Source organism: Shewanella sp. Isolate8, assembly GCF_022398495.1.
Lineage (GTDB): Bacteria > Pseudomonadota > Gammaproteobacteria > Enterobacterales > Shewanellaceae > Shewanella > Shewanella aquimarina.
Genome location: NZ_JAKEVI010000004.1, coordinates 122,154 through 146,831, shown reverse-complemented (window position 1 = coordinate 146,831; position 24,678 = coordinate 122,154). Strand labels below are relative to the sequence as shown.

Here is a 24,678-nt window from a genome sequence, read left to right as displayed (position 1 = left end):
GGTACGTCTCTCTACACCTATAACAGCTTGAGTATACCCTTTTAGATGTCAATTGCAGTCTAAGAATGTAAGTCTAGGTAAAGGCGTGATGGACAGCAGATTCTCACTCTTTGGGCAAACTTTACAGAGGTTTACCTTAGGAAAACCCTGCATTACATAGGGGGGCGTACACTGTTAGTGTCGAAGCTCTTCCCAGAGCGAACTAACTATCCGCAATAAGCGTAAGAGGCAGATTATGAATAAGATGACCCTAAAATCAGGATTATTGGCGTTAATGACCAGTGCGGCCCTGTTAGCACCGGCTGTGTATGCGGCGGGCCCCGACGATGGCGGTTGTCGTCATGAGATGCGTGGCGAGCACAGAGGCCATCACGGCGATATGCATAAGATGTTTCGCGGTCTGGATCTCACCGATGCCCAGCGTAGCCAGATGAAGGAGATGATGCAGTCTCACCGCGAGGCGATGCAGGCCAAGCGTCCGTCGGACGAGGTGCGCGCCGCGCACAAGCAGCAGATGCTGGATATGATCACCTCAGACAGCTTCAACGAGGCCGATCTTAAGTCCATGATGGCGCAGCGCAGCGAGCTCAGGGCCCAGGCCGCAGTAGAACGCATGAAGATGCAACGCGAGATCTATCAAATGCTTACCCCAGAGCAGCAGGCGAAATTTAAAGAGAATTTCGCCAAGCGCGGTGGACGTAAAGGTGATCGCCGATAGGGCATAACTAAGTTACAATGGGTCATATTCTTCCCCTGCTAATTATTAGCTGTAATATGACCCTATGACCGACACTTCCCAATACGATTTTTGGGTAAAGCTGGCCAGCCGCGCCGCCGTGGCGACCGCGCTTACCCTGATAGTGATCAAACTGGCGGCCTGGTTCTATTCAGGCTCCGCCAGTATGCTGGCATCCCTCACCGACTCCTTCGCCGACGCCCTGGCATCCATAGTCAACTTCATCGCCATTCGCTACGCCATAGTGCCCGCGGATCAAGACCATAGATACGGTCATGGTAAGGCCGAGCCCCTGGCGGCCTTGGCGCAGTCGGCCTTTATTCTGGGCTCGGCACTGCTGCTGTTATTGCATGGCGGTGACAGGCTGATCAACCCAACCCCGGTCAACCACGCCATGGTGGGTGTGGTGGTGTCTGCGATCGCCATAGTGCTGACCCTGGCGTTGGTCTTGCTGCAAAGACGCGCCCTGGAGAAGACGGCAAGCACTGTGGTGGAGGCCGATGCGCTGCACTATAAATCGGATCTGTTTCTTAACAGCGCCGTGCTGTTGGCGCTTGTCTTGTCGCAGATTGGCTGGTGGTGGGCCGACGGCCTGTTCGCCATCTTGATTGCCCTGTTCATCGGCCAGCAGGCCGTGGACTTAGGCTATCGCTCGGCGCAGTCGCTGCTGGATAGGGAGCTGGATGCCGATACTAAGCTCAAGATAGTGCAGGCGATAGAGAAAGACCCGCGCATCAATGGCTTTCACGATCTGCGTACTCGCACCTCGGGCAAGACCACCTTCGTGCAGTGTCATCTGGAGTTGGATGGCAGGCTACCACTGGTGGAGGCCCACGCCATCGCCGATGCCGCCGAGGCAAGGGTGAGGAGGCTGTTCGAGCATGTGGAAGTGCTGATCCACCAAGATCCCATCTAGTCGATATCCGGCGGCGAGACCCGACTTTGCCGCCGAAAATTCTACACAACCCCGTCTTTAGGGGAATTATTTCCCTGCCAATTCAAAGGCTATTCTTCTAGTATTAATTCCTCAACAGAGGAATTTATATGGCAGAAGCTAAGAGTCGTGTCGGCCGTCCCAGTGGCGACACTCAAAATCGCGATAAGCTGATCCTGGCGGCGAGAAATCTGTTTATCGAACGCCCCTATGCCCAGGTCTCGATTCGGGAAATCGCCAGCATGGCGGGGACAGATCCTGGCCTGATCCGCTACTACTTCGGCTCCAAGGAGCGCCTGTTCTCTGCCATGATCCACGAGACGGCGATGCCCGTGATGGCCCAGCTCCACAAGGCGAGGAGAGAGGTGCGCCAGGAGAGTCCGGCGGACTTGCTGCAGACCTACTACAGCGTCATGAGCAAGCATCCGCACTTTCCCCGCCTGATGCTACGCCTCGCCGGATTGGACCAGAGCCTGCCGGAAAATGCCGAGGTGACCAAGGCCTTCTACGAGGTGGTTAACTTTGAGAATGTCGCCATATTTCAACGATTAAAGGAGAAGGACATGTTGAAGGACGATGTGGATGCGCAGTGTGCCCAGCTGAGTTTCTTTGCCATGATGGTGTTTCCCTTTATCGTGCCCGAAAACCTACTTCAAAGAGTCGGTATTGAGATCACGCCGACGTTTTTACAGCGGCTTGCCGAGCAAAATACCCGTCTGTTGCAGCGTGGCCTGATGGAAGTGAAGGATGAGAGTGATGAATAACAAGAAACGCTATCTATTGGTCGGTGTGGGCGTTGGCGTGCTGGCCATCTTGCTCGCGGTACTGCTGAAACCCTCACCCTCCTTAGTCGCCGGCTATGATAAGGCCAGGGCGGTTGAGGTGACGCCCTTAACCCAACAGGCGATCGCCCCCAGGGTGACAGGCTTTGGCCGGGTTGAGCCCAAGCATGTGTGGCAGGCGGTGGCCGAGGTGGGTGGCAAGGTGTTATACCGTCATCCGCAGCTGGAAACCGGGCGCATGCTGCCAAAGGGCACGCTGGTGCTTGAGATCGATCCCCTGGAGTACCAGCTCAAGGTCGCCCAGGCCCAGGCCAGCATGCACGCCACCCAGGCGCAGCTGACCCGCCTGGATCAGCAGGAGAAAAATCTCAACACCAGCCTGAAGATAGAGCAGCAGAAGCTGGTGCTCGCCGAGCAGGAGTATCAGCGCAAGCTGACCCTGAAGAAGCGCAACCTGGTGTCGAGTTCCGAGCTGGAAAACCAGAAGCAGTCGCTGCTGGCCCAGACCAAGCTGGTGGAAGATCTGCAGAGCTCACTCAAGCTGCTCCCGGATGATCGCAAGGTGAGCGAGGCGCAGCTGAGCGTCGATATGGCGCAGCTACAAGACGCCGAACGCCGCCTGAATCAGACCAAGGTGGTGCTGCCTTTCGATGCGCGGGTGTCGGACATCAATATCGAGCAAGATCAGGTGGTGGCCGCCGGCGCCGTGATGCTGGTGGCCCACAGGCTGGGCACCGCCGAGATCAAGGCGGAGTTATCCTTGCAGGACATGCGCGCCCTGGTCAGCAGCCTGGTGCAGGCATCACAGCCCAGGAGCATGCCCTCTATCGATGAGTTTGGCTTGCAGGCCGAGGTCAGTTTTCAGGCGGGTAATCATAGCTTTAGCTGGCCAGCCAAGGTGACCCGGGTCGCCGAGACGGTCAACCCTAATCAGGCCACCATAGGCGTCTATCTGGAGGTGGAGCAGGACTTTAATCAGATGGATCTCCTGCTGCGCCCGCCGCTGACCAAGGGGATGTTTGTCAGCGCGGTGATCAGCGGTAAACCCAAGCCACACTTAGTGATCCCCGAGCGGGCGCTGCGAAGCGATCATATCTATCTGATGGACGCCGAGCACAAGCTGGTGATCAAGCCGGTCGAGGTGCTGTTCCGTCACCAGCAGCTGGTGGCCATCACCGGAGACCTGAAGGCGGGCGATACCTTAGTGCTTAACGATCTGATCCCGGCCATCCCCGGCATGTCACTTAAGCCCGTCACCGCTAAGGGAGGGGCGCCGCTGTGATCGCTTATATCACCCGACATCCCACCCTGGCTAACCTCTTGATGTTGGCCTTCCTGCTGCTGGGTGTCGTCAACATGGGCAGCATTAAGCGCGAGACCTTTCCCGAGTTTGCCCCGCCCTATGTGATGGCCACTGTGGTCTATCCGGGTGCCTCGCCGGTAGAGGTGGAGGAGAGCATCTGCCTGCGGATGGAGGACGCCGTCGATGGCTTGGCCAATATCGAAGAGGTGAAGTGTGACGCCCAGGAGGGGGTCGCCTCCATGCGCCTCAAGCTGGAACCTAAGGCAGATCTGGGGCGCATGTTGGTGGATGTACAGACCCAGATCAACGCGATTAACAACTTTCCGGCGCAGATAGAGCCGCCCATCGTCAAGGAGCTGGATTGGGCCGAGCCCGTGGTGGATATCGCCATCGTTGCCGATACCAGCTGGCCACACCTGAAGAGTTATGCCGAAGATGTGAAGCGTCGCCTCAAGATAGACGCCGGCGTGAGCCTGGTATCCATTGCCGGTTTCTCGGACCATCAGCTGCGCATCGAGCTCAATCAGGCGGATATGCGCAGGCTGGGGCTGACCGCCGCCGAGATCGCCGACAAGGTCGGCAGGCAGAACGTGAAGATGCCGGCGGGGAATATCGAGCTCAAGGATAAGAATATCCTGCTCAGGTTCGACGAGCGTAAGGTTACCCCTGCCTCGCTGGCCAAGATCATCGTCGCCTCCAACCCCGACGGCAGCGTGGTGCGCCTTGGCAATATCGCCACTATCAGCGACAGATTCGAGCTGGATGAGGAGCATATTCAGTTTAACGGCAGCAACGCGGCGCTGATCAAGGTGCAGAAGAACAAGGCCGACGATGCGCTGCGGATCAAGGCCAGGGTGAGCGAGTTTATCGAACTGGAGCAGGCTCGCGCGCCAGATGGTGTGCGCCTGACCATGACCAACGATCTCTCCTCCGTGCTGCAAGACAGGCTGAAGATGATGATCACCAACGGCTGGCAGGGGATCATCCTGGTCTTCCTCAGCATGTGGCTGTTTTTCTCCCTGCGCTACTCCTTCTGGGTGTCGGCGGGCTTGCCGGTCGCCTTCATGGGCGGACTCTACCTGATGAGCCTGTTCGGCGTGTCCATCAACCTCATGAGCCTGGTGGGACTTTTGATGGCTATCGGTATCATGATGGATGACGCCATAGTGATCGCCGAGTCGATCGCCTCCCACATCGACAGGGGGATGTCGCCCCATGAGGCGGTGGTCAAGGGGGTACAGAAGGTCGCCCCCGGCGTGGTCTCCTCCTTCCTGACGACAGTGTTGATCTTCAGCGCACTCTTAGGGCTGGATGGCCAGATGGGCGCCGTGCTGTCGGCCATCCCGACCGTACTGATCATGGTGCTGACCATCAGTCTGTTCGAGGCCTTCCTGATCCTGCCCAATCACCTGAATCATTCGCTTACCCATGCCAAACCGGAAGGTAAGCCCAATCGCATCGGCGAGCTTAAGGCGAAGTTTCTGACTCGTTTCGAGGCATTCCGTAACGATCACTTAGTCAGGCTGGTGACCTTTATGGTGCGCTGGCGCTATGTGAGTGTCGGCGCCACCATAGGCCTGCTGCTGGTCTCTGTCTCCTTGGTGGTGGGCGGCGCGCTCAAGTTTGTGCCTTTCCCCGACCTGGATGGCGATATCGCCGAGGCGCGTATCATACTGCCGCCGGGCAGCTCCCTGAGTCAGACCCAGAAAGTGGTCGAGACCCTAATCGCCAGCGCCAAGCGTGTGGGCGACAGATACACCCATGAGGTGGAGGATGAACATGAGCTGATCCGGGATATCACGGCCCAGTATAACTTTAACGCCGACGCCGGCGAGAGCGGCCCCCATGTGGCGACCGTCAGGCTGGATCTGCTGTCGGCTGAGACCCGCAATACCCTGATCGAGGAGTTTATCCGCGATTGGCGCCTGGAGACCGGGGAGCTGGCGATGCCGCTATCTTTGGTGTTCAAGCAGCCGACCATGGGCCCCGCCGGGCGGGACATAGAGATCCGCCTGCAGGGTGACGATCTGGATATGCTCAAGCAGGCATCCGTGTCGCTGCAGAGCTATCTGGGGCAGTTTGATGGCATCAGTGGCATACTCGACGACATGCGTCCGGGCAAGGAGGAGATCAAGGTGAGCCTGCGTCCCGGCGCCGAGAGCTTCGGCATCGACGGCCAACTGGTGGCGGCCCAGCTGCGCAGCGCCTACTTTGGCCAGCTAGCCGACGAGGTGCAGGTGGGACCTGAGAATATCGAGATCGAGGTGCGGCTCAACAAGCTGCAGGCCGGTGATCTGCAGGCCTTGGCCAACTTCCCCATCATGCTCAGTGATGGCAGTCAGCTGCCGCTTTCGTCTATCGCCCTTTTGCAAGATCAGCGCTCCTATGTGCGTATCCAGCGCATCAATGGCCTGCGCAGCGTGACTGTGATGGCCGATGTGGACAATCAGCGCGCCAATGCCAACGAGACCATAGCCGCGATAAAGCGCGAGTGGTTGGCTCAGGTGCAGCAGCACTACCCAGGGGTGAGGGTGGACTTTGAGGGCTCGGCCAAGGAGACGGCCAAGACCGGCAGCTCCATGGGTAAAGGCTTCCTCATCGGCCTGTTTGGCCTGTTCGCCATCCTGAGTTTTCAGTTCAGGAGCTATCTGGAACCCGCCGTGGTGATGCTGGCGATCCCGCTGGCGTTGATCGGCGTGCTCTGGGGCCATCTGCTGCTGGGTTATAACCTCTCCATGCCCTCCATCATGGGCTTCATCTCGCTGGCGGGAATCGTAGTGAACGACTCTATCCTGCTGGTGCAGTACATACGCCACCATGTGGATGAGGGAGATAGTGTGCATCAGGCGGTGGTTAGCGCCAGTCGTGAGCGTTTCAGGGCGGTGTTTCTCACCTCGCTGACCACGGCGGCGGGCCTCCTGCCCCTGCTGTTGGAAACCAGCCTGCAGGCCCAGGTGGTGCAGCCCCTGGTGGTTTCGATCGTTTTCGGTATCTTCGCCTCCACCCTGCTGGTGCTGTTTATCATCCCCTGTGCCTACGCCATACTGGCCGACTTTGACAGGGTGAAGCCCCATACTCAGCTGTAGGCTTTACTGATGCCAATAGAAAGGGCGCCCTCTGTGAATCATAAGGGCGCCCTTTTTTATGTGACTAGATATGGTGCGCAGTTTTCCTTTTAGAGGGTGGCGGCCTCGCCCAGATAACTCAAGCGAGCCATCTGGCCCTGATCTTTAAGCTCCAGCGCCTTGATGGCGTAGGGCGCACCCAGGCCAGAGGCCTCGAGTTGCTCGCCATCAAAGCTCAGGGTGACCTGACCATCGGCGTCTAGCCACTGGGCCGTCTCGGTGCGCAAGATGTTGGCCTGCTTACCCTGAGCATCGGTACCCACTAACACGGCAGAGACCTGGTAGCGTCCCGGGCTGGCGACCTGCAGGTCGAACACCGCCTGAGTAGGCTTGTTATCCTGCCAGTAGATGCTGGCCTCATCCTTTAGTTTGGCTGCTGGCACATATTGCTTGAAGGCGGTCTTGACGGTGCGGATCAGTGGCAGGCCATTTACCCGGGTCTCCACGTCGACCTGGATCTCGCTCAGGCCTAAGTTGCTGCTGGGCATCGCCAGCTCATCCGGTAGCTGAGCCTGCCAGTTATCGCCCTGCTTAATCACGGCTAGTCTGTGGTAGCGACCATCGCTCTGCTTGAGCGTCGCGGTCGGACTAAGCGCTATGTCGCTGTTGCTCAGCTTAAGATCGAAGGCCAGCTGCGGTGCCTTGCTGCTCAGCCGCTTAGGGGCCGATAGGGCCAGCTGGTAGGGGCTGCCCTTCTCCTTGACGTTGATCAGATAGCTGTCGTTGGCACTTAGGGGCTGAACAACTTGCAGTTGATAGATGCCCGGCGTCGCCTGTTGTGACAGCTTCAGGGCACTGGAGTCGTCGACGATACCCGCGGTCGCCATCGCCTGAGGATCACTCATGGATTGGATCATAGATGCCGACTTATCTACCGTCTGCTTGTTGACCTTGTAGAGGCGCAGCTGATCCGGTGAGATGGCCGGGCTGTGGCGCAGCGCGCCCGAGCTGGCATCGCCCCGGGGGGCCACGCGGATCACGCTGTCGCTCTGGCTCACGGCGAGGTTAATTCCCTTGTTGAGTTCGGCGCCCGAGACGGTGCGCCAATACTGGTCGCTGCTGCTCTGCTCTAGCTGGGTGGGGGCCACTAGCTGCGCAGCGCTGGTAATGGGGGCGCTGAAGCTGACGCCGCCGCGACTACCATTTACCGGTGGCAGCTCGGTGGCTGCCAGGGTGTCTATGGTGAGATCTCCCGAGGCGGGGGCCAGCAGAGTCACCTGGGTGACTGTCATTGCGCTGGCTTCTGGGGCATTGTCTGCTGGGGTCTCATCGTTTTGACAGGCACTCAGCAGGGCGGACAGGGCGAACACACTCGCCATTTTGATTGATGGTTTCATCTTATGGCTCCTAGATATGGTCGCGGATCAGGGTATCGAGATTAAAGCAGGCGCGGCGGCTCTGCTGGTGGCTCAGGGGTTCCTTACCGGCGGTGCGCTGGATATCTTTAAACCAGACGCTGCCCGCCGCCGATTGCGACTGGCACTCCAGGAAGCCGTCCGAGCAGTCGTCGAGCCAGTTCTGAGTGGTCTCCAGGGCGACCTGATACTGATAGCCGGCACAGTAGCTGTCGCTGTCCCAGAAGGCGGAGTCGACATCTGAACCTACCACCACCTCGAAGGGGGAGGGCAGCGCCGGGCGACCCGAGGTGCCATAGAGCCAGCTGTTGTTATAGCTGCTCATCCAGCTGACCTGCTGCTGTTTCACCGCATCGCTGCCGTAGCCCAGCAGCCAACCCAATGAGGTCTCAAATACATTGCCCTGAGTGACGGCATCGGCCAGTGGCGTGCCGCCGCTGGAAGGCGCCAGGGCGATCACCCTGGAGGTGGCGTTGATGATCTTGGGATAGCGACTGTCCCAGGTGGGGTTGGAGAGGATCCAGCGCACCACGTTGCCACCGTTGGAGTGGGTCAGCAAGGTGAGGTCGTTAATGTTTTTACTGTCGATAAACTGGGTGAGTTGCCCGGCCAGACAGCCCGCGGCGGCGTCATCCCACATGTATTGGTCGAAGTCGCAGTTGATCACCAGGTAGTTATCGGGCGAGGCAGCACCCTGGCGGACGGAGTCGACAAATTCCCGCGTCCAATAGTCCGACAGCGCATCTGTTTGATGCCCGGTGCCATGGATAAACACGAGTCCGGAGGTGGCATAAGTCAATGGGCTGACAGCAAACAGACCCAGCATCATGAGCTTTTGGTAGATCTTCATTGGCTTATTTCTCTTATCTTGTTGATGTTGTTTTAGGTTTTATTACTCAGGTTTTTTTACTTAGATTTTACTACTGAGTTTTAATTACTCAGCTGCAGAGGTCAGACGTCGGACGTCAGACCTCTTAGGGGAAGCTAACGGCTGCAAAGTGAGGCGGCAAGGCTTTTTAACGGTACTTTAGTACCAGTTAAACTAAGCTTAGGTGGTTGATTGTTTTAAACAAAATGGCATGTTTACTGTCACCGTGCATCTGGGGCAGTGGCGAGCGTTTGAATCCTCGCTGAAAAAAATTGCACCTTTGTTGTGCAAGTGGGACCCGCCAGCACGATTACCAGTGATTCTATCTGTCCGTGGCCCAGTTATCAGTGTTAGATAACTTATTGTCAGCCTTTTTCGGCTGAAAATCCGGTAAATTTTAACCTTTATCAGGGGTGCAGATGGGCCTGCTCGCTGAGATCCAAAAGCGCCTGGGCCGCCGGTGTCAGGGGCAAGTCTTTACGCCAGATCAGCGCCAGATCCCAGGTGAGATTGGGGCGAATAGGCTTGAAGACCAGCTCACTGCCCTGCAACTTGTGGCAGATAGGCTCGGGCAGTATGGCGACCCCCATCTGGGCCTCCACCATGGTCGCCAGAAAGTCCCACTGGCCGCTGCGAAATGCGATGTTGAGCTGCACGCCCGCCTTGTGGCTCAGGCGGGTGATCAGCTTGGCCAGGGAGAAGTCCTCGTTGTAGAGGATGAAGGGGTAGGCCTCGAAGTCCTGCCAGGTCACGGCCTCTTGCTGAGCCAGGGCATGATCCTTGGGCAGGCAGGCCAGCAGCGGATAGCGGGTGAGGGCGCGGTTGGCCAGCTCGACATCGTGTGTGGTGGGCAGGGCGGTAAAGGCGATATCCAGGCTGTTGTTGAGCAGCGCCTGCTCACAGCCGAAGCCGCCATACTCGTACATCTGCAGCTCTATCCCCGGGTATTGCTGACGAAAGGCGGTGAGCAGGTCGATGATCAGGCTGCTCATCATGGGGCAGACCCCAAGACGCAGGTGGCCTGACTTGAGGCCGCTCAGGTTGGTGAGGTCTTCCTGCAGTCTATGCCACTGGCCCAGGATCTCCCGCGCGCTGTGCTCCAGCAGGATACCCGCCTGGGTTAGCTCTATCTTCTGGTTATTCCTGTGCAGCAGCTGTTGGCCCAGATTATCCTCCAGGCGCTGAATGATCTTGCTCAGGGTGGGCTGGGTGATGAAGGACTTTTCCGCTGCCCGGGTAAAGTTTCCCGTCTCAACCAGGGTGAGAAAATAATGTAAGGTTTTGATTGGTATGTTCATTCTAATATGGCATTTACGGGATACTATTTATTCATTTTACTAATAGTCGCTATAAGATTACTTTGATCCAGTTGGCAAAATGAGGGCAAGGTAAATGAAAGCGAATCAAAGTTTATGGGTAGGGGCTTTATGGCAGGCGGCTATGCCTCGTGAAGTCATCGAATCCGAGTGTCAGTCTGAGAGTGTTGTTGTTAGCGCAAACAATACGCCTTCGGAAGAGGCGTCAAAGCACCCAGCCTAAGGCTGGGTGCTTTCACTCAATCCATCTCGAGTTCTTTCAGCTTACGCGTCAGGGTATTACGACCCCAGCCCAGGCGCTTAGCTGCTTCCTGTTTGTGTCCCTTGGTGTGTTTCAACGCCGTCTCTAGCAATATCTTCTCAAACGCAGGTTGTATCTGAGTCAGCAGATCACTCTCTCCCTCACTCAGGCGTTGATCTATCCATAGGGTCAGCGCCTCCTGCCAGCCTCCGCCGCCCGACTGTGACGCGCTGTCTTGGCTGGTGCTGGGTGTCAGCAACTCGGGGGGCAGATCCTGGGGCAGAATCTCCTGGCCCGAGGCCATCACCATCAGCCAGCGACAGGTGTTTTCCAGCTGACGCACGTTACCTGGCCAGGGCAGGCTGGCCAGGGTGTCGGCGGTAGCCTTGGTGAGTATCTTAGGCTCGACACTGATCTCCTTGGCGGCGGTGGCCAGGAAGTGGCGTGCGAGCTGGGGAATATCCTCCCGACGCTGGGACAGCGGCGGCAGATGTACCCGGATCACGTTGAGGCGGTGAAAGAGATCCTCTCGAAAATCGCCCTTGGCCACCAGTGACTCCAGATTCTGGTGGGTCGCGGCTATGATGCGTACATCCACCTGCACCGGCGAGTGGCCGCCGATACGATAGAACTGTCCATCGGCCAGCACCCTTAGCAACCTGGTCTGCACATCCAGCGGCATGTCGCCGATCTCGTCGAGAAACAGTGTGCCGCCGTCGGCCTGCTCGAAGCGGCCCTGACGCACGTTGGCAGCGCCGGTGAAGGCGCCCTTCTCATGGCCGAACAGCTCGGATTCGATAAGCTCCTTGGGGATCGCCGCCATGTTCAGGGCGATGAAGGGCTTGTCCTTGCGTGGGCTGTGTTTATGTAAGGCACCGGCGACCAGTTCCTTACCCGTGCCCGATTGACCGTTGATCAACACGCTGATGGAGGAGCGTGACAGGCGGCCGATGGCGCGAAACACCTCCTGCATGGCCGGCGCCTCGCCGATGATCTCCGGGGCCTTGACCTCGGGCTGGCTGGCGGCCTTGGGCGACTGCTCCTTGGCGTGGCTCAGGGCACGCTCCACCAGGCCGATGGCCTCGTCGATGTCGAATGGCTTAGGCAGATATTCGAATGCTCCCGCCTGGTAGGCGCTGACGGCGCTGTCGAGATCGGAATGAGCCGTCATAATGATCACCGGAATATGGGGATAGTGCAGCTGCAGCCGATCCAGCAGGGTCAGGCCATCTGTGCCCGGCATGCGGATATCTGAGATGATCACCTGAGGTTGAGCCTGTTCCAGTGCCTGCCACAGGGATTCGGCGGCGGCGAAGCTGGCACAGCTTATCTTGGCGCCCTTGAGCGCCCGTTCGACGACCCAACGTATCGAACTATCATCATCGAGAACCCAAACTTTTTCTGTCATACACCTACTCTCTTAAGTTGAATGCTCTAAGGTCACCTACGCTAGCTCTTGAGCGGCAGCAATATGGTAAATTCTGTCTTGCCCGGCACCGAGGCGCAGTCGATGCGTCCGCCGTGGAGTCTGGCAAAGTTATGGGCAATGGAGAGCCCAAGTCCGGATCCCTGCTCCCTGCCCGTGACCATAGGGTAGAAGAGGGTATCCATCAGCTCGGGCTTGATCCCCGGGCCGTCGTCTATGATGGAGAGCGCCAGCACCAGTTTATGGCGTGTGGTGCCTATGGTGACTTGATGCTGAGTGCGGGTTTTGATGCGGATCTCGCCGCCTTCTTCCTCTGTCTCCAGCGCCTGAATGGCGTTCTGTACTATGTTGAGTACCGCTTGTTGCAGCTGCTCCTGATCCATCTCGATATCCGGGATCGAGGGGTCATAGTCCTGGATAAGGTGGATATTGTCCGGCAGGGTGACACTCACCAGCTTGAGCACCTTCTGGATCACCGCATGTATGTTGTGCAGACTGTGCTCCGTGGGTTTCTGCGGGCCGAGCAGCCTGTCGACCAGGTTTCGCAGCCGATCGGCCTGCTCTATGATGAGGTCGGTAAACTCGCGCTGGTCGGCGTCTTCCAGCTCACGTGATAGCAGCTGCGCCGCGCCTCTGAGGCCGCCCAGGGGGTTCTTGATCTCATGAGCCAGATTGCGCACCAGATATTGGGCCGCCTGTTGTTGGGCATCCAGGGTGAGCTGCTGGTGTATCCTTCGCTGCTGATCCACCTGACGCAGCTCTAGTACGCCCTGCTCGGGTTGATCCGGCTCGACCTCCAGCGGGGTCAGGGTCATGTCGACCGTGTGATGCTGTCCGTCAAGGGTGATCAGGTTGGTGGTGTTGACCGTGAGCCCTTGGTGTTCGCGAATGGCGCTGCGCAGCAATTGATGATCTATGCTGAGCAGCTGGCAGCAGTCTTGTAGGCTGTGCTCCGTGAGGCGGTGACTGCCTAACCCAAGCAGTTGCTCGGCCGCGCTATTGGCATAGCACAGCTTGAGATCATCTGAGACGACGAGTACGGCCGTCACCAGGTGATTGAGCAGAGGGTCTGTGTTCATTTACGGCTCCCGGAAAGTAGGTTGCACCATAATGGTGCACCAATTTGGTGCACGCTGCAAGCTGTCTTCACCGGGGGGATTTGGGGATGTAGTTTCCTAAGTTGTTAAAAATTATGATATAAATTTTTAACCGCCCCCGCGAGGGGTTGCCCTAGGAATCGCATATACACTGGCCCGGTGAAGAAATACGGTTCTAGGAGGGGTCGATGCAAGTTGTTTGCCGTTTTGTGCCAAGGCCCTGATTTCAAACTTATGCTCACCGCGATCCACATTCTCCAGGTTAAATACCGGGCTGGCCTGAGGCTGGCTGACGACCTTACCATCCATTACCAGCACCAGCCCATGGCCGGGGGCAAGATCTGGGGTGATGGCACCGATCACAGTGATATTACCGTTATTGTCGCGAAGGGTCTCCTCTTCGCTGGGGCTGGAGATGGTCAGCTTATACAGCTCCTTAGGCTCAGCCTTGGCGGGCGCCGAAGACTCACGTACCACGGGAGGCGGCAGCTTGATCTGGTTTTCGGTATTTTCCTTAAACTCGACCTGGGTGGAGTTTTCTACCGGGGTATCCGAGTAGTGAACCTTGCCATCCTTGTCGACCCATTTGTAGATGGCTGCCTGAGCCCCAAGGGTCAGTAACAGCAGGGTAAACAGCAATATCGGGCGCATTTGCATTCCTTTTATACCTGGTGTTTGCTACAGATTAGTCGCTTTCGCTATAAAAATCACCAGTCTCATACGACTGGGAGTTGATGGCGGGAGAAGGTTTGCTTCAGTACCACGGTCGACTCTATGCTGGCGATACATTTGAGGCCGCCGAGGGAGTGTTTGACGAAGCCTTCATATTCCAGCAGATCGTGGGCGACGATCTTTAGCAGGTAGTCGTGAGCGCCGGTGATCACCGAACACTCCTGCACCTGGGGCAGGCGGCTCATCTCCTGCTCGAACAGCTCGCCATAGGCGGCGGAGTTCTCGGTGAGGCGCACGAAGGCGTAGACGATCACATTGAGTGACAGTGACTTAGGGTCGAGCCTGGCGCTATAGCCCTGAATAAAGCCCGCCTGTTCCAGCTTCTTGATGCGCCTGAGGCAGGGGGTGTCTGAGAGGTTGAGGCGATTGGCCAGCTCGGCCACGGGGAGCCGCCCCTCCTCCTGCAGTATGCTTAAGATCTGCTTGTCTTTACTGTCCAGTTTCATCTGTGTGCTCTCTTGTCGCTGCCGCTCGATAGGCATTGGGGTAATGTGTCGGATAGCATTATTAAAGTGATTATTTTTGTCGGAATCCACCAAAAAATCTCTTTTTATGTAGGTGATATTGCAGGTTTGCCCTAATGGCTTAGTGGTAGCTTATTGAGTCATAATTAAAATAACCAAGAGATAGTCACCCTATGAGTCAAGATGTCGCGGCCTTCGATCACTGGATCAGGCAGGAGTTTGTCGAGATTAACTCGGCGCTGGAGCGCCTCTATATGCAGCAGAGCGATCCCGCCAACGTGGAGGGGATAGGCGATGAGCTAAAGGCGCGGCTGGAGGCCGATGGCCGAAGCTTGATCAAGGCGCTGCTGGATGAGGGCAATACCGACGAGGGCTTTGATGCCGCCTTCGATCTGTTGGGCAACGTGGGCCTCTACATGGCCGCCTGTCGTCGCCATGAGATCACCGAGCCCAGCCGCGAGACCAGTTCGCCCCTGCTTGAGGCCTCGGCGCTGGCGATGCACATAGGTGCCTCCATCGGCGTGACGCCGCGCTTTGCCACGGCGCATCTGACCACTCACAATCGTGCGGTTAACGGCCTCTACAAACGCTTTACCGATCTGGACGACGAGAAGCTGTTTGTCGACTACAACACCAAGGGGATCCTCGCCTACAAGCGCGCCGCCGATGCTTTGTTGAAGATTAAGCCGCTGGGGATCTCCCATCCCATGACCGCCGAACTGCTGGAGGTGGCTCGCGTGGCGCTGGAGCAGGTGATCGCCTCCAATCAGATCCTGTTCGATCGCCTCGATACCCAGGCGTTTTTCAACAGTGTGCGCCCCTATTACAAGCCCTATCGCGTCGGCCAGCAGGTCTATCGGGGTGCCAACGCCGGTGACTTTGCCGGCATCAATGTGATCGACCTGCAGCTGGGGCTCTGCTTCGCCAACGAGTCGGCCTACTCTCAGCTGTTGGTAGATAAGTTCCTCTACATGATGCCGGAAGATCAGCGCATCCTGCGCGACTGTATGCGCCGCACCAGCCTGATGGATGATTTTCTCGGTGCGATGGAGATGCGTGACCAGCCCTGGTACCGGGAGAATCTGGCGCAGTTCCTGCGGGTGTGTGAGGCCCATGGCCAGGGGGCGATACAACACCATGATCAGCTGGTGGAGAAGTATATCGCCCAGCCCGCCAAGCAGATGGAGAGTCAGCATATCGACAAGGTCACCGCCAGTGGCCCGCCGCTGCCTGTGCTGCTGGGGGCGCTGGAGAAACTCAGAGACAGACGCGCCGCCGCCAAGCGAGATGACATTCGTACCCGTTTCGACGATATCGCCAGGCTGCGCGCCAGCCTAGAGGGGTAGAGCATGTATCAGAATGATTTTGAGATGCCCAAGTCGGTCTACCTGTTAAATCACTCGGTGGGCAGGCCACTTAAGAGCCTGCGTCAGGCGTTCGATGAGCGATTCTTCCTGCCCTGGCAGGGTTCGGGGCGCGAGCCTTGGGGGGATTGGTTGTCTGTGGTAGAGGATTTTCGTGCCCAGTTGGCCAGGCTGTTTAACAGTGAGGCCAGGCTGTTTTGTCCTCAGGTTAACCTCTCTAGCGGCTTGACTAAGCTGGTGCAGTCCCTGCCTAGGTTGAGACGTCCTGGCGCCGTGATCCTGATGAGCGAGAACGACTTTCCCAGCATGGGCTTTGCCCTGCAACAGGCGCTGCCCGAGGCGCAGATACGTTTCATTCCGGCCAATCTGGATGTGAGTCTGCCCGAGGTGTGGCAGGCCTATCTGACCGACGATATCGATCTGGTGTTTATCAGCCATGCCTATTCTAATACCGGGCAGCAGGCGCCGCTGGATTATCTGGTGCCTAAGGTGCGTCAGCTAGGGGCCTTATCTGTGGTGGATGTGGCCCAGGCCGCCGGGGTATTACCTCTGGATCTTAGTGTGCTAAAGCCAGACTTCATGTTGGGGTCCAGCGTTAAGTGGCTCTGCGGCGGGCCGGGAGCGGCCTATCTCTGGGTCAATGCCGAGCAGCTGGCGCATTGCTCACCCCAGGATGTGGGCTGGTTTAGCCATGAGAACCCTTTCGAGTTCGATATTCATCACTTTCGCTATCACGACTCGGCGCTGAAGTTTTGGGGCGGCACCCCTTCGGTGGCGCCTTATGCCATCGCGGCCCACAGCATAGGCTATTTCGCCGAGCTGGGTAGCGACAAGGTGCGCCAGCACAATCTGATGCAGCTGCAGCGCATCTGGCGTCAGGCCGGCGAGGCCCTGGTGTCGCCCTCAGATTCTGCTCGTTGCAGCGGCACCGCCATCTTGAATTTTGGCGCGGCGCAGCAACAGGTGGTCGAGGAGTTGACTCAGGCCGATATCAGCCTGGATGTGCGTAAGCAGGGGATGCGTATCTCGCCGCATATTTACAATGGTGAGCAGGACATGCAGCGGCTATTGGAGGCCTTAGCCCCCTTCTGTCGTTAGTGGAAAGCCCATGATCGCTTACAAGAAGCCAGGCCTAGTGCCTGGCTTTTCTATGGGCGTCAGATCTTAGCGCTTAGCCTAATTCTTCTCTCATGTTTCTAGCGCCTCGCCAGACTCAACTCGACGAAGCGTTTGATGATGGCGGCGTTGGCCAGGATACGCTGGTCGAAACCTTGTTGGCCAGGCGTCTCGCTACACACGCCGACGCTGGCGCCCAGCCGTACCAGGAAGGCCTCGAAGGAGAGGTCGAAGTGGTTGAAGATGATGCCATCTTTGACCGGGCAGTCGTCGATCAAGCCATCCTGGGCGATAGGGAAATAGTGCCCCAAGGCGTCGCGCAGCTCACGGCTGAATTGGCCGGGGTGCTGGTTGGCCTCGAAGGAGTAGATGTAGGTGTCTGTCAGCAGCACATCTTCGTGGCAGGTGAGGATGCCATCTTTACTGGCGGCGGCCAACAGCTGAGAGTGGGTCAGTAGGATCTCACCTTCGCTCGAGGTGTCTTGATTGCTGACGCCGCGGCCGTTCTCTAACACGAAGCCGCGATTAGGGTTCTGTCCCAGCTTGTTGAACCTGTGGCCGCGCTTGAAACCGGTAGGATTTACCAGAGGCAGCAGGCTGAGGTTGATCTGGCTAAATAGCTCAGGCTCCAGTTCGTTGAGGAAGTAGAGCAGTCCCCAGGGGCCGGCAGCCTCCTCGCCATGGAAACCTGCACTGATCAGAATAGAGGGCTGATCAGCCTTCTGCGCCGGTGATTGATACAGTTCCAGCGGATGTGGCCCGGCATCGCCCAGCTTGCGCGCCTGTAGCCCAAGGCGACTCGCCTGCTCGGCCAGGCGGGCATAGAAGCTGCTGATATCATTGCTCTGACAGCTAAAAATATCGCTGTGCCAGGTGTAAGACTGGAAGGGATCGCGGCTAGACATAATGGGATTCTAAGGTAAGTGATTCGGCGTGATCATGATAGCAGTTTGGCCATAAAGTTAAATCAATTTTATGCCCGTCGTCAGGCGGTTAGGCCAAGTTTTTCCGTTGGTTAAAGGACATAAAAAGCCGCCTTAAACGGCGGCTTCTTCAAGCTGTGAGCTGAATTTACAGGCAAGGATGACAGGCAAGAGTTACAGGTTTTAGTAAAGCTCGAACTCAGCTGGGTGAGTAGTGCGAGATACTTTCTCTGCTTCTGCTGTCTTTGGTGCGATACATGGCAAGCATCGATGAAGTCTTTGCCGGAGCATTCTGGGGGCAGGACTGTCAGTCACAGACATAAAAAAGCCGCCTAAGCGGCGGCTTCTTCAAGCTATAAGCGGACTTACAGGCAAGGATGACAGGCAAGAGTTACAGGTTTTAGTAAAGCTCGAACTCAGCTGGGTGAGTGGTGCGTGCAACTTTCTCTGCTTCTGCCGTCTTTGGTGCGATACATGGCAAGCATCGATGAAGTCTTTGCCGGAGCATTCTGGGGGCAGGACTGTCAGTCACAGACATAAAAAAGCCGCCTAAGCGGCGGCTTCTTCAAGCTGTGAGCTGAACTTACAGGCAAGGATTACAGGCTGTAGTAAAGCTCGAACTCAGCTGGGTGAGTAGTGCGAGAAACGGTTTCAGCTTCTGCTGTCTTCAGGGCGATATAAGAATCGATGAAGTCATCAGAGAATACGCCGCCCTTAGTCAGGAACTCACGGTCTGCATCCAGGTTCTCCAGCGCATTTTCCAGCGAAGTCGCAACCTGTGGGATCTCAGCCGCTTCTTCCGCTGGCAGATCGTATAGATCTTTGTCCATGGCTTCGCCTGGGTGGATCTTGTTCTGGATACCGTCAAGACCAGCCATCAGTAGTGCAGCGAACGCCAGGTATGGGTTAGCCGTTGGATCTGGGAAGCGAGTCTCGATACGACGAGCCTTAGGGCTTGGCACTACAGGGATACGGATAGACGCAGAGCGGTTACGTGCCGAGTAGGCCAGCATTACTGGTGCTTCGAAGTGAGGCACAAGACGCTTGTATGAGTTGGTGCTTGGGTTAGTGAAGGCGTTCAGCGCGCGAGCGTGCTTGATGATACCGCCGATGTAGTAAAGTGCAGTTTCACTCAGACCCGCATACTTGTCACCAGAGAAGAGGTTAACACCGTCTTTAGCCAGTGATTGGTGAACGTGCATGCCGCTACCGTTGTCGCCAACGATTGGCTTAGGCATGAAGGTCGCCGTCTTACCGTAAGCGTGGGCCATGTTGTGAACCACATACTTAAGGATTTGGATTTCGTCGGCTTTTTCAGTCAGCTTGTTGAAGCGAGTCGCGATCTCGTTCTGACCGGCAGTCGCCACCTCGTGGTGGTGAGCCTCAACTACCTGACCCATCTCTTCCAGTACCAGACACATGGCGCTACGAAGATCTTGTGATGAGTCAACCGGTGCTACTGGGAAGTAACCACCTTTTACGAATGGACGGTGACCTGTGTTGCCGTCTTCGTAGTGAGTGCCTGAGTTCCAAGCCGCTTCTTTAGCGTCTAGCTTAACGAAACAGCCTGACATGTCGGTGCCGAACTTAACGTCGTCAAACAGGAAGAACTCTGGCTCAGGGCCAATGAGTACGGTATCGGCGATGCCGGTAGAGATCAGGTACTCTTCGGCTTTCTTAGCGATAGAGCGTGGGTCGCGGTCGTAACCAGTCATAGTGCCTGGCTCAAGAATGTCACAGCGGATCAGGGCGGTGGTTTCTTCGGTGAACGGGTCAAGTACGAAGGTCGTTGGGTCTGGCATCAGTACCATGTCTGACTCGTTAATGCCCTTCCAACCAGCAATAGATGAACCGTCGAACATTTTACCGTCTTCAAAGAAATCGGCATCAACCTGATGAGTAGGAATAGATACGTGCTGCTCTTTACCTTTAGTATCGGTAAAACGCAAATCAACAAACTTAACTTCAAGTTCTTCTAGTTGTTGTAAAACTGATTCAACTGACATTCTAAAGTCTCCGAGTAGAGTAGAGGGGATGCCCTTCTTATATCATTCAGCGTTGCGACCAACGCGGTTCTGGCATGAGTAAAGCGAGACTCATGCCAAAAGTTTAAGGTATTGATTTTTATGGTAACGATAAAGCAGGCGGGTGGCGGGAATCTCGATATTGCACCATAAAGGTGCATTGATTGCCTCTTAATGGTGCGCTCACCAAGATGGTGCGCACCAATATAAACATGACTATTCATAGCTGACTAAAAAATAATCCTGTGCGAGAGCCCCTCGCTAGAGTAGAATGGCACGTTTTTTATTGCAACAGCTATTATTAGGGCTGTTATCAATACCCTATTTTTTCGATGGTAAGAGGTTTATCCGTGTTAGAGAATTTACGTAACATCGCCATTATTGCACACGTTGACCATGGTAAGACGACCCTGGTTGATAAGTTGCTGGCACAGTCTGGAACCCTTGAGACTCGAGGAGAGGCCGCTGAGCGGGTGATGGATTCCAACGATCTTGAAAAGGAACGTGGAATCACGATTCTGGCGAAGAATACTGCCATCAAGTGGAACGATTACCGTATCAACATTGTTGATACCCCTGGCCACGCCGACTTCGGTGGCGAGGTTGAACGTGTACTTTCTATGGTTGACTGTGTGCTACTGCTAGTTGATGCGGTCGATGGTCCAATGCCACAGACACGTTTCGTGACTAAGAAAGCCTTCGCTCAAGGCCTTAAGCCTATCGTAGTGATCAACAAGATCGACCGTCCGGGTGCGCGCCCTGATTGGGTTATCGATCAAGTATTCGATCTGTTCGACAACCTGGGTGCTACCGACGAGCAACTAGACTTCCCAATCGTTTATGCCTCTGCACTGAACGGTTTCGCGACTCTGGATCCTGAAGAGACTGGCACAGACATGACGCCACTGTTCGAGACCATCGTCGAGAAAGTGTCTTCACCTGACGCCGATGCCGAAGGTGCCTTCCAGATGCAGATCTCTCAGCTGGACTACAACTCATACGTGGGCGTTATCGGCGTTGGCCGTATCAAGCGCGGTAGCGTTAAGGTGAACCAGCAGGTTACCGTAGTGGGCGCCGATGGCACCACACGTAACGGTAAGATCGGCCAGGTACTTGGCTACATGGGTCTGGACCGTCACGAAGTGGCTGAAGCTAATGCCGGCGACATCGTCGCTATTACCGGTCTTGGCGAGCTGAAGATCTCTGACACTGTATGTGCCGTGGGCAGCGCCGAAGCCTTGCCACCTCTGTCTGTTGACGAGCCAACACTGACCATGACCTTCCAGGTAAACACCTCGCCATTCGCTGGTAAAGAAGGTAAGTACGTGACTTCACGTAACATTCTTGAGCGTCTGCAACAGGAACTGGTACACAACGTGGCACTGCGCGTCGAAGAGACTGACAGCCCAGACCGTTTCCGTGTATCTGGCCGTGGTGAACTTCACCTGTCTATCCTTATCGAAAACATGCGTCGTGAAGGCTACGAGCTGGCCGTATCACGTCCTGAAGTTATTGTTAAAGAGATCGATGGCGAGAAGTGCGAGCCATACGAGACCCTAACCGTAGACGTTGAAGAAGAGCACCAAGGTGCGGTGATCGAGAAGCTAGGTACCCGTAAGGCCGACATGCGCGACATGCAGCCAGACGGTAAAGGCCGTGTGCGTATCGACTTCATCATTCCTAGCCGTGGCCTGATCGGTTTCCAAACCGAGTTCATGACAGCCACCTCAGGTACAGGTCTTATCTACCACTCATTCGACCATTATGGTCCAGTGAAGGGTGGCGATATCGGTCAGCGTCAGAACGGTGTGTTGATCTCTAACGCTACCGGTAAGGCACTGACCTTCGCCCTGTTCGGTCTGCAAGATCGTGGTCGTCTGATGATCGGTCACGCCGCCGAGGTTTACGAAGGCCAGGTAGTGGGTATCCACTCTCGTGCCAACGACCTGACAGTTAACTGTCTGAAGGGTAAGCAGCTGACCAACATGCGTGCCTCTGGTACCGACGAAGCTCAGGTACTGACGCCGCACATCCAGATGACCCTTGAGCAGGCGCTTGAGTTCATCGATGACGACGAATTGGTAGAAGTGACTCCGCTGAGCATCCGCGTGCGTAAGCGTCACCTGACCGAGAACGATCGTAAGCGTGCCAGCCGCGCCTCGAAAGACGCCTAATCTGACCCGCACCTTTTAGGTGCAGTCGATTAGCCCAAAGCCCCGACCATGCAGATGGCCGGGGTTTTTTGTATCTGGCGTAAGCTGGCCAGATATTCAGCCGTGGCGCCAAGTTGGATACCTTAGGGGGCGTAGATGATATGGGTGTATAGCTGAGTTATTTGACACCATGGCTGCATGGTTAACCTATCGCCTGCCCGGCGAGGGATGAGTTGGATTTTAGCTATTGAGCTTCTGGCTCATGCAGTTGTTTGGCTGAGTTATTTAACACCAAGGCTTGGTGGTCAATCTATTGCCTGCGGCAGGCCCAAGTGCAAACACATTTGTGACACGCTACGAGCACATCCTTGTGAGCTCTGCCTCGGCATCCATGCCTCGGAAGGTCACAAATGTGTTTACACCGAGTTCAATCGTCTCTTCGATTTAGCGTTAATTGATGCCTTCCAGGTGCTAGTTTTGCTTGTATTAGAAGGCGTTGGAGATCTCGCCTCTTCTCAGTAATAAGCCAACTCTCTCTTGTCTTGGTTGTGGTAACTTTTGTATTGAAAAACAGCACTTAAATTGTTATACAATTCAGAGTCTTATTGTTTTCATTGTCGAGTGCATTAGGGCTTAAAGATTTTTATATTCGGCTTTTACGCTAATAAGTATCTTAAGACATGGAAGAATCATAAATGCAGGAAGATAATTCAATATATGTAAACTTTTTTATTAGCTGGTTTCCCCTACTTTTAGTATTGATATTTTGGCTTGTGCCCTTGGTTGTAATTGGCAAGTCAAAAAGAGTAGGAAGGAAAGAAAAAGCCATTTGGTTATTTGCCACATTTTTTGTTAGTTGGGCCAGCTTTATGCTCTATTTAATTATTGCCCCAGTAATGCAAAACGACGACTGACATGTCTGATAACAAACTGATGAAGTCATGTGCCATGCACTTTTGCTAAGAGAAGTTTGCACATGGGCACATCGCAGGTGTGAGGTTACAGCGAAGGTAAGGTCTTCAAACATATATCATAAATTCAAAATGATCCAAAAAGTTAAGCCTCTCAGCCTTACAAACGAAGCCAAATCGAAGAGACGTTAGATACTGGTGTAAACACGGCTGCGGCCTTCGCCAACATGGATGCTGGCGTAGAGCCCACAGGGAGGTGCTTGCGGCGTGTCGCAGAAGTGTTTGCACATAAAGCCTGCGGCAGGCAATGGGTAGCGATGAAGGTGCGAGCTTCAAACTGACTCAATTAACACCAAATACCTAAACCCCACCGCAGGCTATAGGTTGCAATGAAGGTGCGACCTTCAATTCTCGCCTAGATAACGATGTTCCTGAGGGCAAAATTATCATGGGCCCTCAGCCAAAAGGGTACCCCTTACCCAAAGGCCCTAATGCCCAATTGCCCCCAAATGCTGTATCAAATACATCCTAATCTCGGTTGGCGTCTGGCTGACCCAGAATCCCCCGACATAGGCGATAAGCGGGATCATAAACAGCAGCAGTAACAGCATGATGGTGAGGCCGCGGGCGGAGAGCTTGATGCCGTTACGAGTGCTGAAGTGCAGCGCCTCCTGCTTAGGACAGGCGGAGACGCAGCGCATGCAGGCCTGGCACTCGTCGGAGCGTACCGTGCCTTGCTCATGTACCTTGATGTTGGCCGGGCAGGCGCGAGTGCACTTGTCGCAGTTCATCCCCTTGGTTTCGATGAGGCAGTGATGGGTGCTGCGGCGGATCTTAAACGGACTCAGGAAGCTGGTGAGGCCGAGCAGGGCACCGTAGGGGCAGATGTAACGGCAAAAGCCCTGACGACGCCAGGCGGCGAGCATTAATATGACGGCGAAGCAGGCCAGGGTGATAAGCCCTGGGGTAATGAAGAAGAGCGCCATCTTGAGATCGGCGATCTTATGATAGTTGCCCTCGAGATAATGAGGAATACTGGCAGACGGCATGCCGAGCACGATATAGAGTAGGCCCGCCAGCAGCAGGTATTTCAGCATACGCAGCGGCCAATCGAGCCAGGCGGGCGGCAGCAGTTCACGCTTGATGAAACGCTTTCTCAGCTTATACAGGTACTCCCCGGCGAGCCCCAGTGGGCAGGCCCAGCCGCAGAAGGCGCGTTTGCACAGCAATCCGGTGAGGATCACCACGGTCAGCATCACGGCGGCGGCCGGGTGGTTTTGATCCCAGATATCCAGTGTGATGATCGCCTTCAGCTCTATGGCCCCGGCGATAGGCAGGAAGGCGTCGCCCACGTCGGGGCGCATCAGGTAGGGCGTAATGCCTAGCTTTAGCATGATGGCATTGGCCCCATACTGAAGGCCTACCAACAGCATGGAGAGTGCCAGTAGGTGCTGCACCCATTCTCTGAGCGTGTTGGCGCGTACATCTCCCTTGAGCAGCTCGGGTTTGACCCTGTGGCCCAGGGCCAATAGTCCGCCAGCCAACAGCAGGGCGATAAACAGTGGCCAATAGAGGGTCACCAGCGCGGCGCCCATTAAGGCTGCGCCACTGACGACGGCGCCCCAGCGTTTGCCGCTCCAGTAGAGCAGGCTGACACTATAGAGTAAGGCTAAGGCGAGGGTAAGGGATTCGATAAGGCTCATACTGGCTTGCCAAGTCACTGAATGTATTAGTAAGAGGCGCTGCCGGCGTGGTTAGTTCATGGCGGTCTGTGGTTTTGTGCGCTGACTCGCGAAATCGAGCCGATT

Annotated in this window: 19 protein-coding genes; 9 read left to right on the top strand and 10 right to left on the bottom strand. The window is 55.9% G+C overall.

What is annotated here, in order from left to right; translation table 11 throughout:
- Window positions 1-235: 235 nt before the first annotated feature.
- The 5 genes from L1D43_RS16970 to L1D43_RS16950 all read left to right on the top strand — a co-directional run bounded on the left by L1D43_RS16970 (window position 236) and on the right by L1D43_RS16950 (window position 6,841).
- A complete protein-coding gene (locus L1D43_RS16970) occupies window positions 236-718 on the top strand; it encodes a Spy/CpxP family protein refolding chaperone (protein ID WP_239853464.1) in 483 nt (160 codons plus the stop codon).
- 64 nt (window positions 719-782) lie between these two features.
- Window positions 783-1,652, top strand: coding sequence for a cation diffusion facilitator family transporter (locus tag L1D43_RS16965; RefSeq protein ID WP_041508871.1), 870 nt, complete (start codon window positions 783-785; stop codon window positions 1,650-1,652).
- A 128-nt stretch (window positions 1,653-1,780) separates the two neighbouring features.
- Entirely contained in the window at window positions 1,781-2,434 is a 654-nt protein-coding gene (locus tag L1D43_RS16960; protein ID WP_239853462.1) for a TetR/AcrR family transcriptional regulator, read from the top strand.
- Window positions 2,427-3,734 (top strand): HlyD family efflux transporter periplasmic adaptor subunit, encoded by a 1,308-nt coding sequence (locus tag L1D43_RS16955; RefSeq protein WP_239853460.1) that lies wholly within the window; start codon window positions 2,427-2,429, stop codon window positions 3,732-3,734. The genes L1D43_RS16960 and L1D43_RS16955 overlap by 8 nt, the downstream gene beginning before the upstream one ends.
- On the top strand, window positions 3,731-6,841 hold the full coding sequence (locus L1D43_RS16950) for an efflux RND transporter permease subunit (protein WP_239853459.1): 3,111 nt from the start codon (window positions 3,731-3,733) through the stop codon (window positions 6,839-6,841). Before L1D43_RS16955 ends, L1D43_RS16950 begins: the two co-directional genes overlap by 4 nt.
- A gap of 89 nt (window positions 6,842-6,930) precedes the next feature.
- Here L1D43_RS16950 and L1D43_RS16945 read toward each other — a convergent pair whose 3' ends face one another.
- From L1D43_RS16945 to L1D43_RS16915, 7 genes are all read right to left on the bottom strand, one after another.
- On the bottom strand, window positions 6,931-8,217 hold the full coding sequence (locus tag L1D43_RS16945) for a DUF4785 family protein (RefSeq protein ID WP_239853454.1): 1,287 nt from the start codon (window positions 8,215-8,217) through the stop codon (window positions 6,931-6,933).
- Window positions 8,218-8,227: 10 nt separating this feature from the next.
- Window positions 8,228-9,085, bottom strand: a complete 858-nt coding sequence (locus L1D43_RS16940; RefSeq protein ID WP_041508876.1) for a hypothetical protein — start codon at window positions 9,083-9,085, stop codon at window positions 8,228-8,230.
- Window positions 9,086-9,510: 425 nt separating this feature from the next.
- Entirely contained in the window at window positions 9,511-10,401 is an 891-nt protein-coding gene (locus L1D43_RS16935) for a LysR family transcriptional regulator (RefSeq protein ID WP_041508877.1), read from the bottom strand.
- 257 nt (window positions 10,402-10,658) lie between these two features.
- Window positions 10,659-12,068 (bottom strand): nitrogen regulation protein NR(I), encoded by a 1,410-nt coding sequence (gene glnG / locus L1D43_RS16930; RefSeq protein WP_160797717.1) that lies wholly within the window; start codon window positions 12,066-12,068, stop codon window positions 10,659-10,661.
- A gap of 41 nt (window positions 12,069-12,109) precedes the next feature.
- A complete protein-coding gene (gene glnL / locus L1D43_RS16925; protein WP_041508879.1) occupies window positions 12,110-13,165 on the bottom strand; it encodes a nitrogen regulation protein NR(II) in 1,056 nt (351 codons plus the stop codon).
- Between the two features lie 126 nt (window positions 13,166-13,291).
- Window positions 13,292-13,834, bottom strand: a complete 543-nt coding sequence (locus L1D43_RS16920) for a DUF4124 domain-containing protein (protein WP_239853452.1) — start codon at window positions 13,832-13,834, stop codon at window positions 13,292-13,294.
- Window positions 13,835-13,899: 65 nt separating this feature from the next.
- A complete protein-coding gene (locus L1D43_RS16915) occupies window positions 13,900-14,361 on the bottom strand; it encodes an Lrp/AsnC family transcriptional regulator (protein WP_239853450.1) in 462 nt (153 codons plus the stop codon).
- Between the two features lie 191 nt (window positions 14,362-14,552).
- Here L1D43_RS16915 and L1D43_RS16910 point away from each other — a divergent pair, with 191 nt between their 5' ends.
- Together L1D43_RS16910 and L1D43_RS16905 are read left to right on the top strand one after the other, a co-directional pair.
- Window positions 14,553-15,725 (top strand): monodechloroaminopyrrolnitrin synthase PrnB family protein, encoded by a 1,173-nt coding sequence (locus L1D43_RS16910; protein ID WP_239853448.1) that lies wholly within the window; start codon window positions 14,553-14,555, stop codon window positions 15,723-15,725.
- Window positions 15,726-15,728: 3 nt separating this feature from the next.
- Window positions 15,729-16,841 (top strand): aminotransferase class V-fold PLP-dependent enzyme, encoded by a 1,113-nt coding sequence (locus L1D43_RS16905; RefSeq protein WP_239853444.1) that lies wholly within the window; start codon window positions 15,729-15,731, stop codon window positions 16,839-16,841.
- Between the two features lie 98 nt (window positions 16,842-16,939).
- Here L1D43_RS16905 and L1D43_RS16900 read toward each other — a convergent pair whose 3' ends face one another.
- Both L1D43_RS16900 and glnA read right to left on the bottom strand, forming a co-directional pair.
- Window positions 16,940-17,764, bottom strand: coding sequence for a M14 family metallocarboxypeptidase (locus L1D43_RS16900; RefSeq protein ID WP_239853442.1), 825 nt, complete (start codon window positions 17,762-17,764; stop codon window positions 16,940-16,942).
- 614 nt (window positions 17,765-18,378) lie between these two features.
- Window positions 18,379-19,788, bottom strand: a complete 1,410-nt coding sequence (glnA, locus tag L1D43_RS16895; RefSeq protein WP_239853439.1) for a glutamate--ammonia ligase — start codon at window positions 19,786-19,788, stop codon at window positions 18,379-18,381.
- Between the two features lie 368 nt (window positions 19,789-20,156).
- Between glnA and typA the strand changes: the two genes are divergently transcribed.
- Window positions 20,157-21,980 (top strand): translational GTPase TypA, encoded by a 1,824-nt coding sequence (gene typA, locus L1D43_RS16890; RefSeq protein WP_239853437.1) that lies wholly within the window; start codon window positions 20,157-20,159, stop codon window positions 21,978-21,980.
- Window positions 21,981-22,654: 674 nt separating this feature from the next.
- Window positions 22,655-22,873: a hypothetical protein gene (locus L1D43_RS16885; RefSeq protein WP_239853427.1), complete on the top strand. Its 219-nt coding sequence runs from the start codon at window positions 22,655-22,657 to the stop codon at window positions 22,871-22,873.
- 485 nt (window positions 22,874-23,358) lie between these two features.
- On the opposite strand, the gene L1D43_RS16880 is transcribed toward L1D43_RS16885, so the two are convergent.
- A complete protein-coding gene (locus L1D43_RS16880; RefSeq protein ID WP_239853426.1) occupies window positions 23,359-24,573 on the bottom strand; it encodes a 4Fe-4S binding protein in 1,215 nt (404 codons plus the stop codon).
- Window positions 24,574-24,678 lie beyond the last annotated feature (105 nt).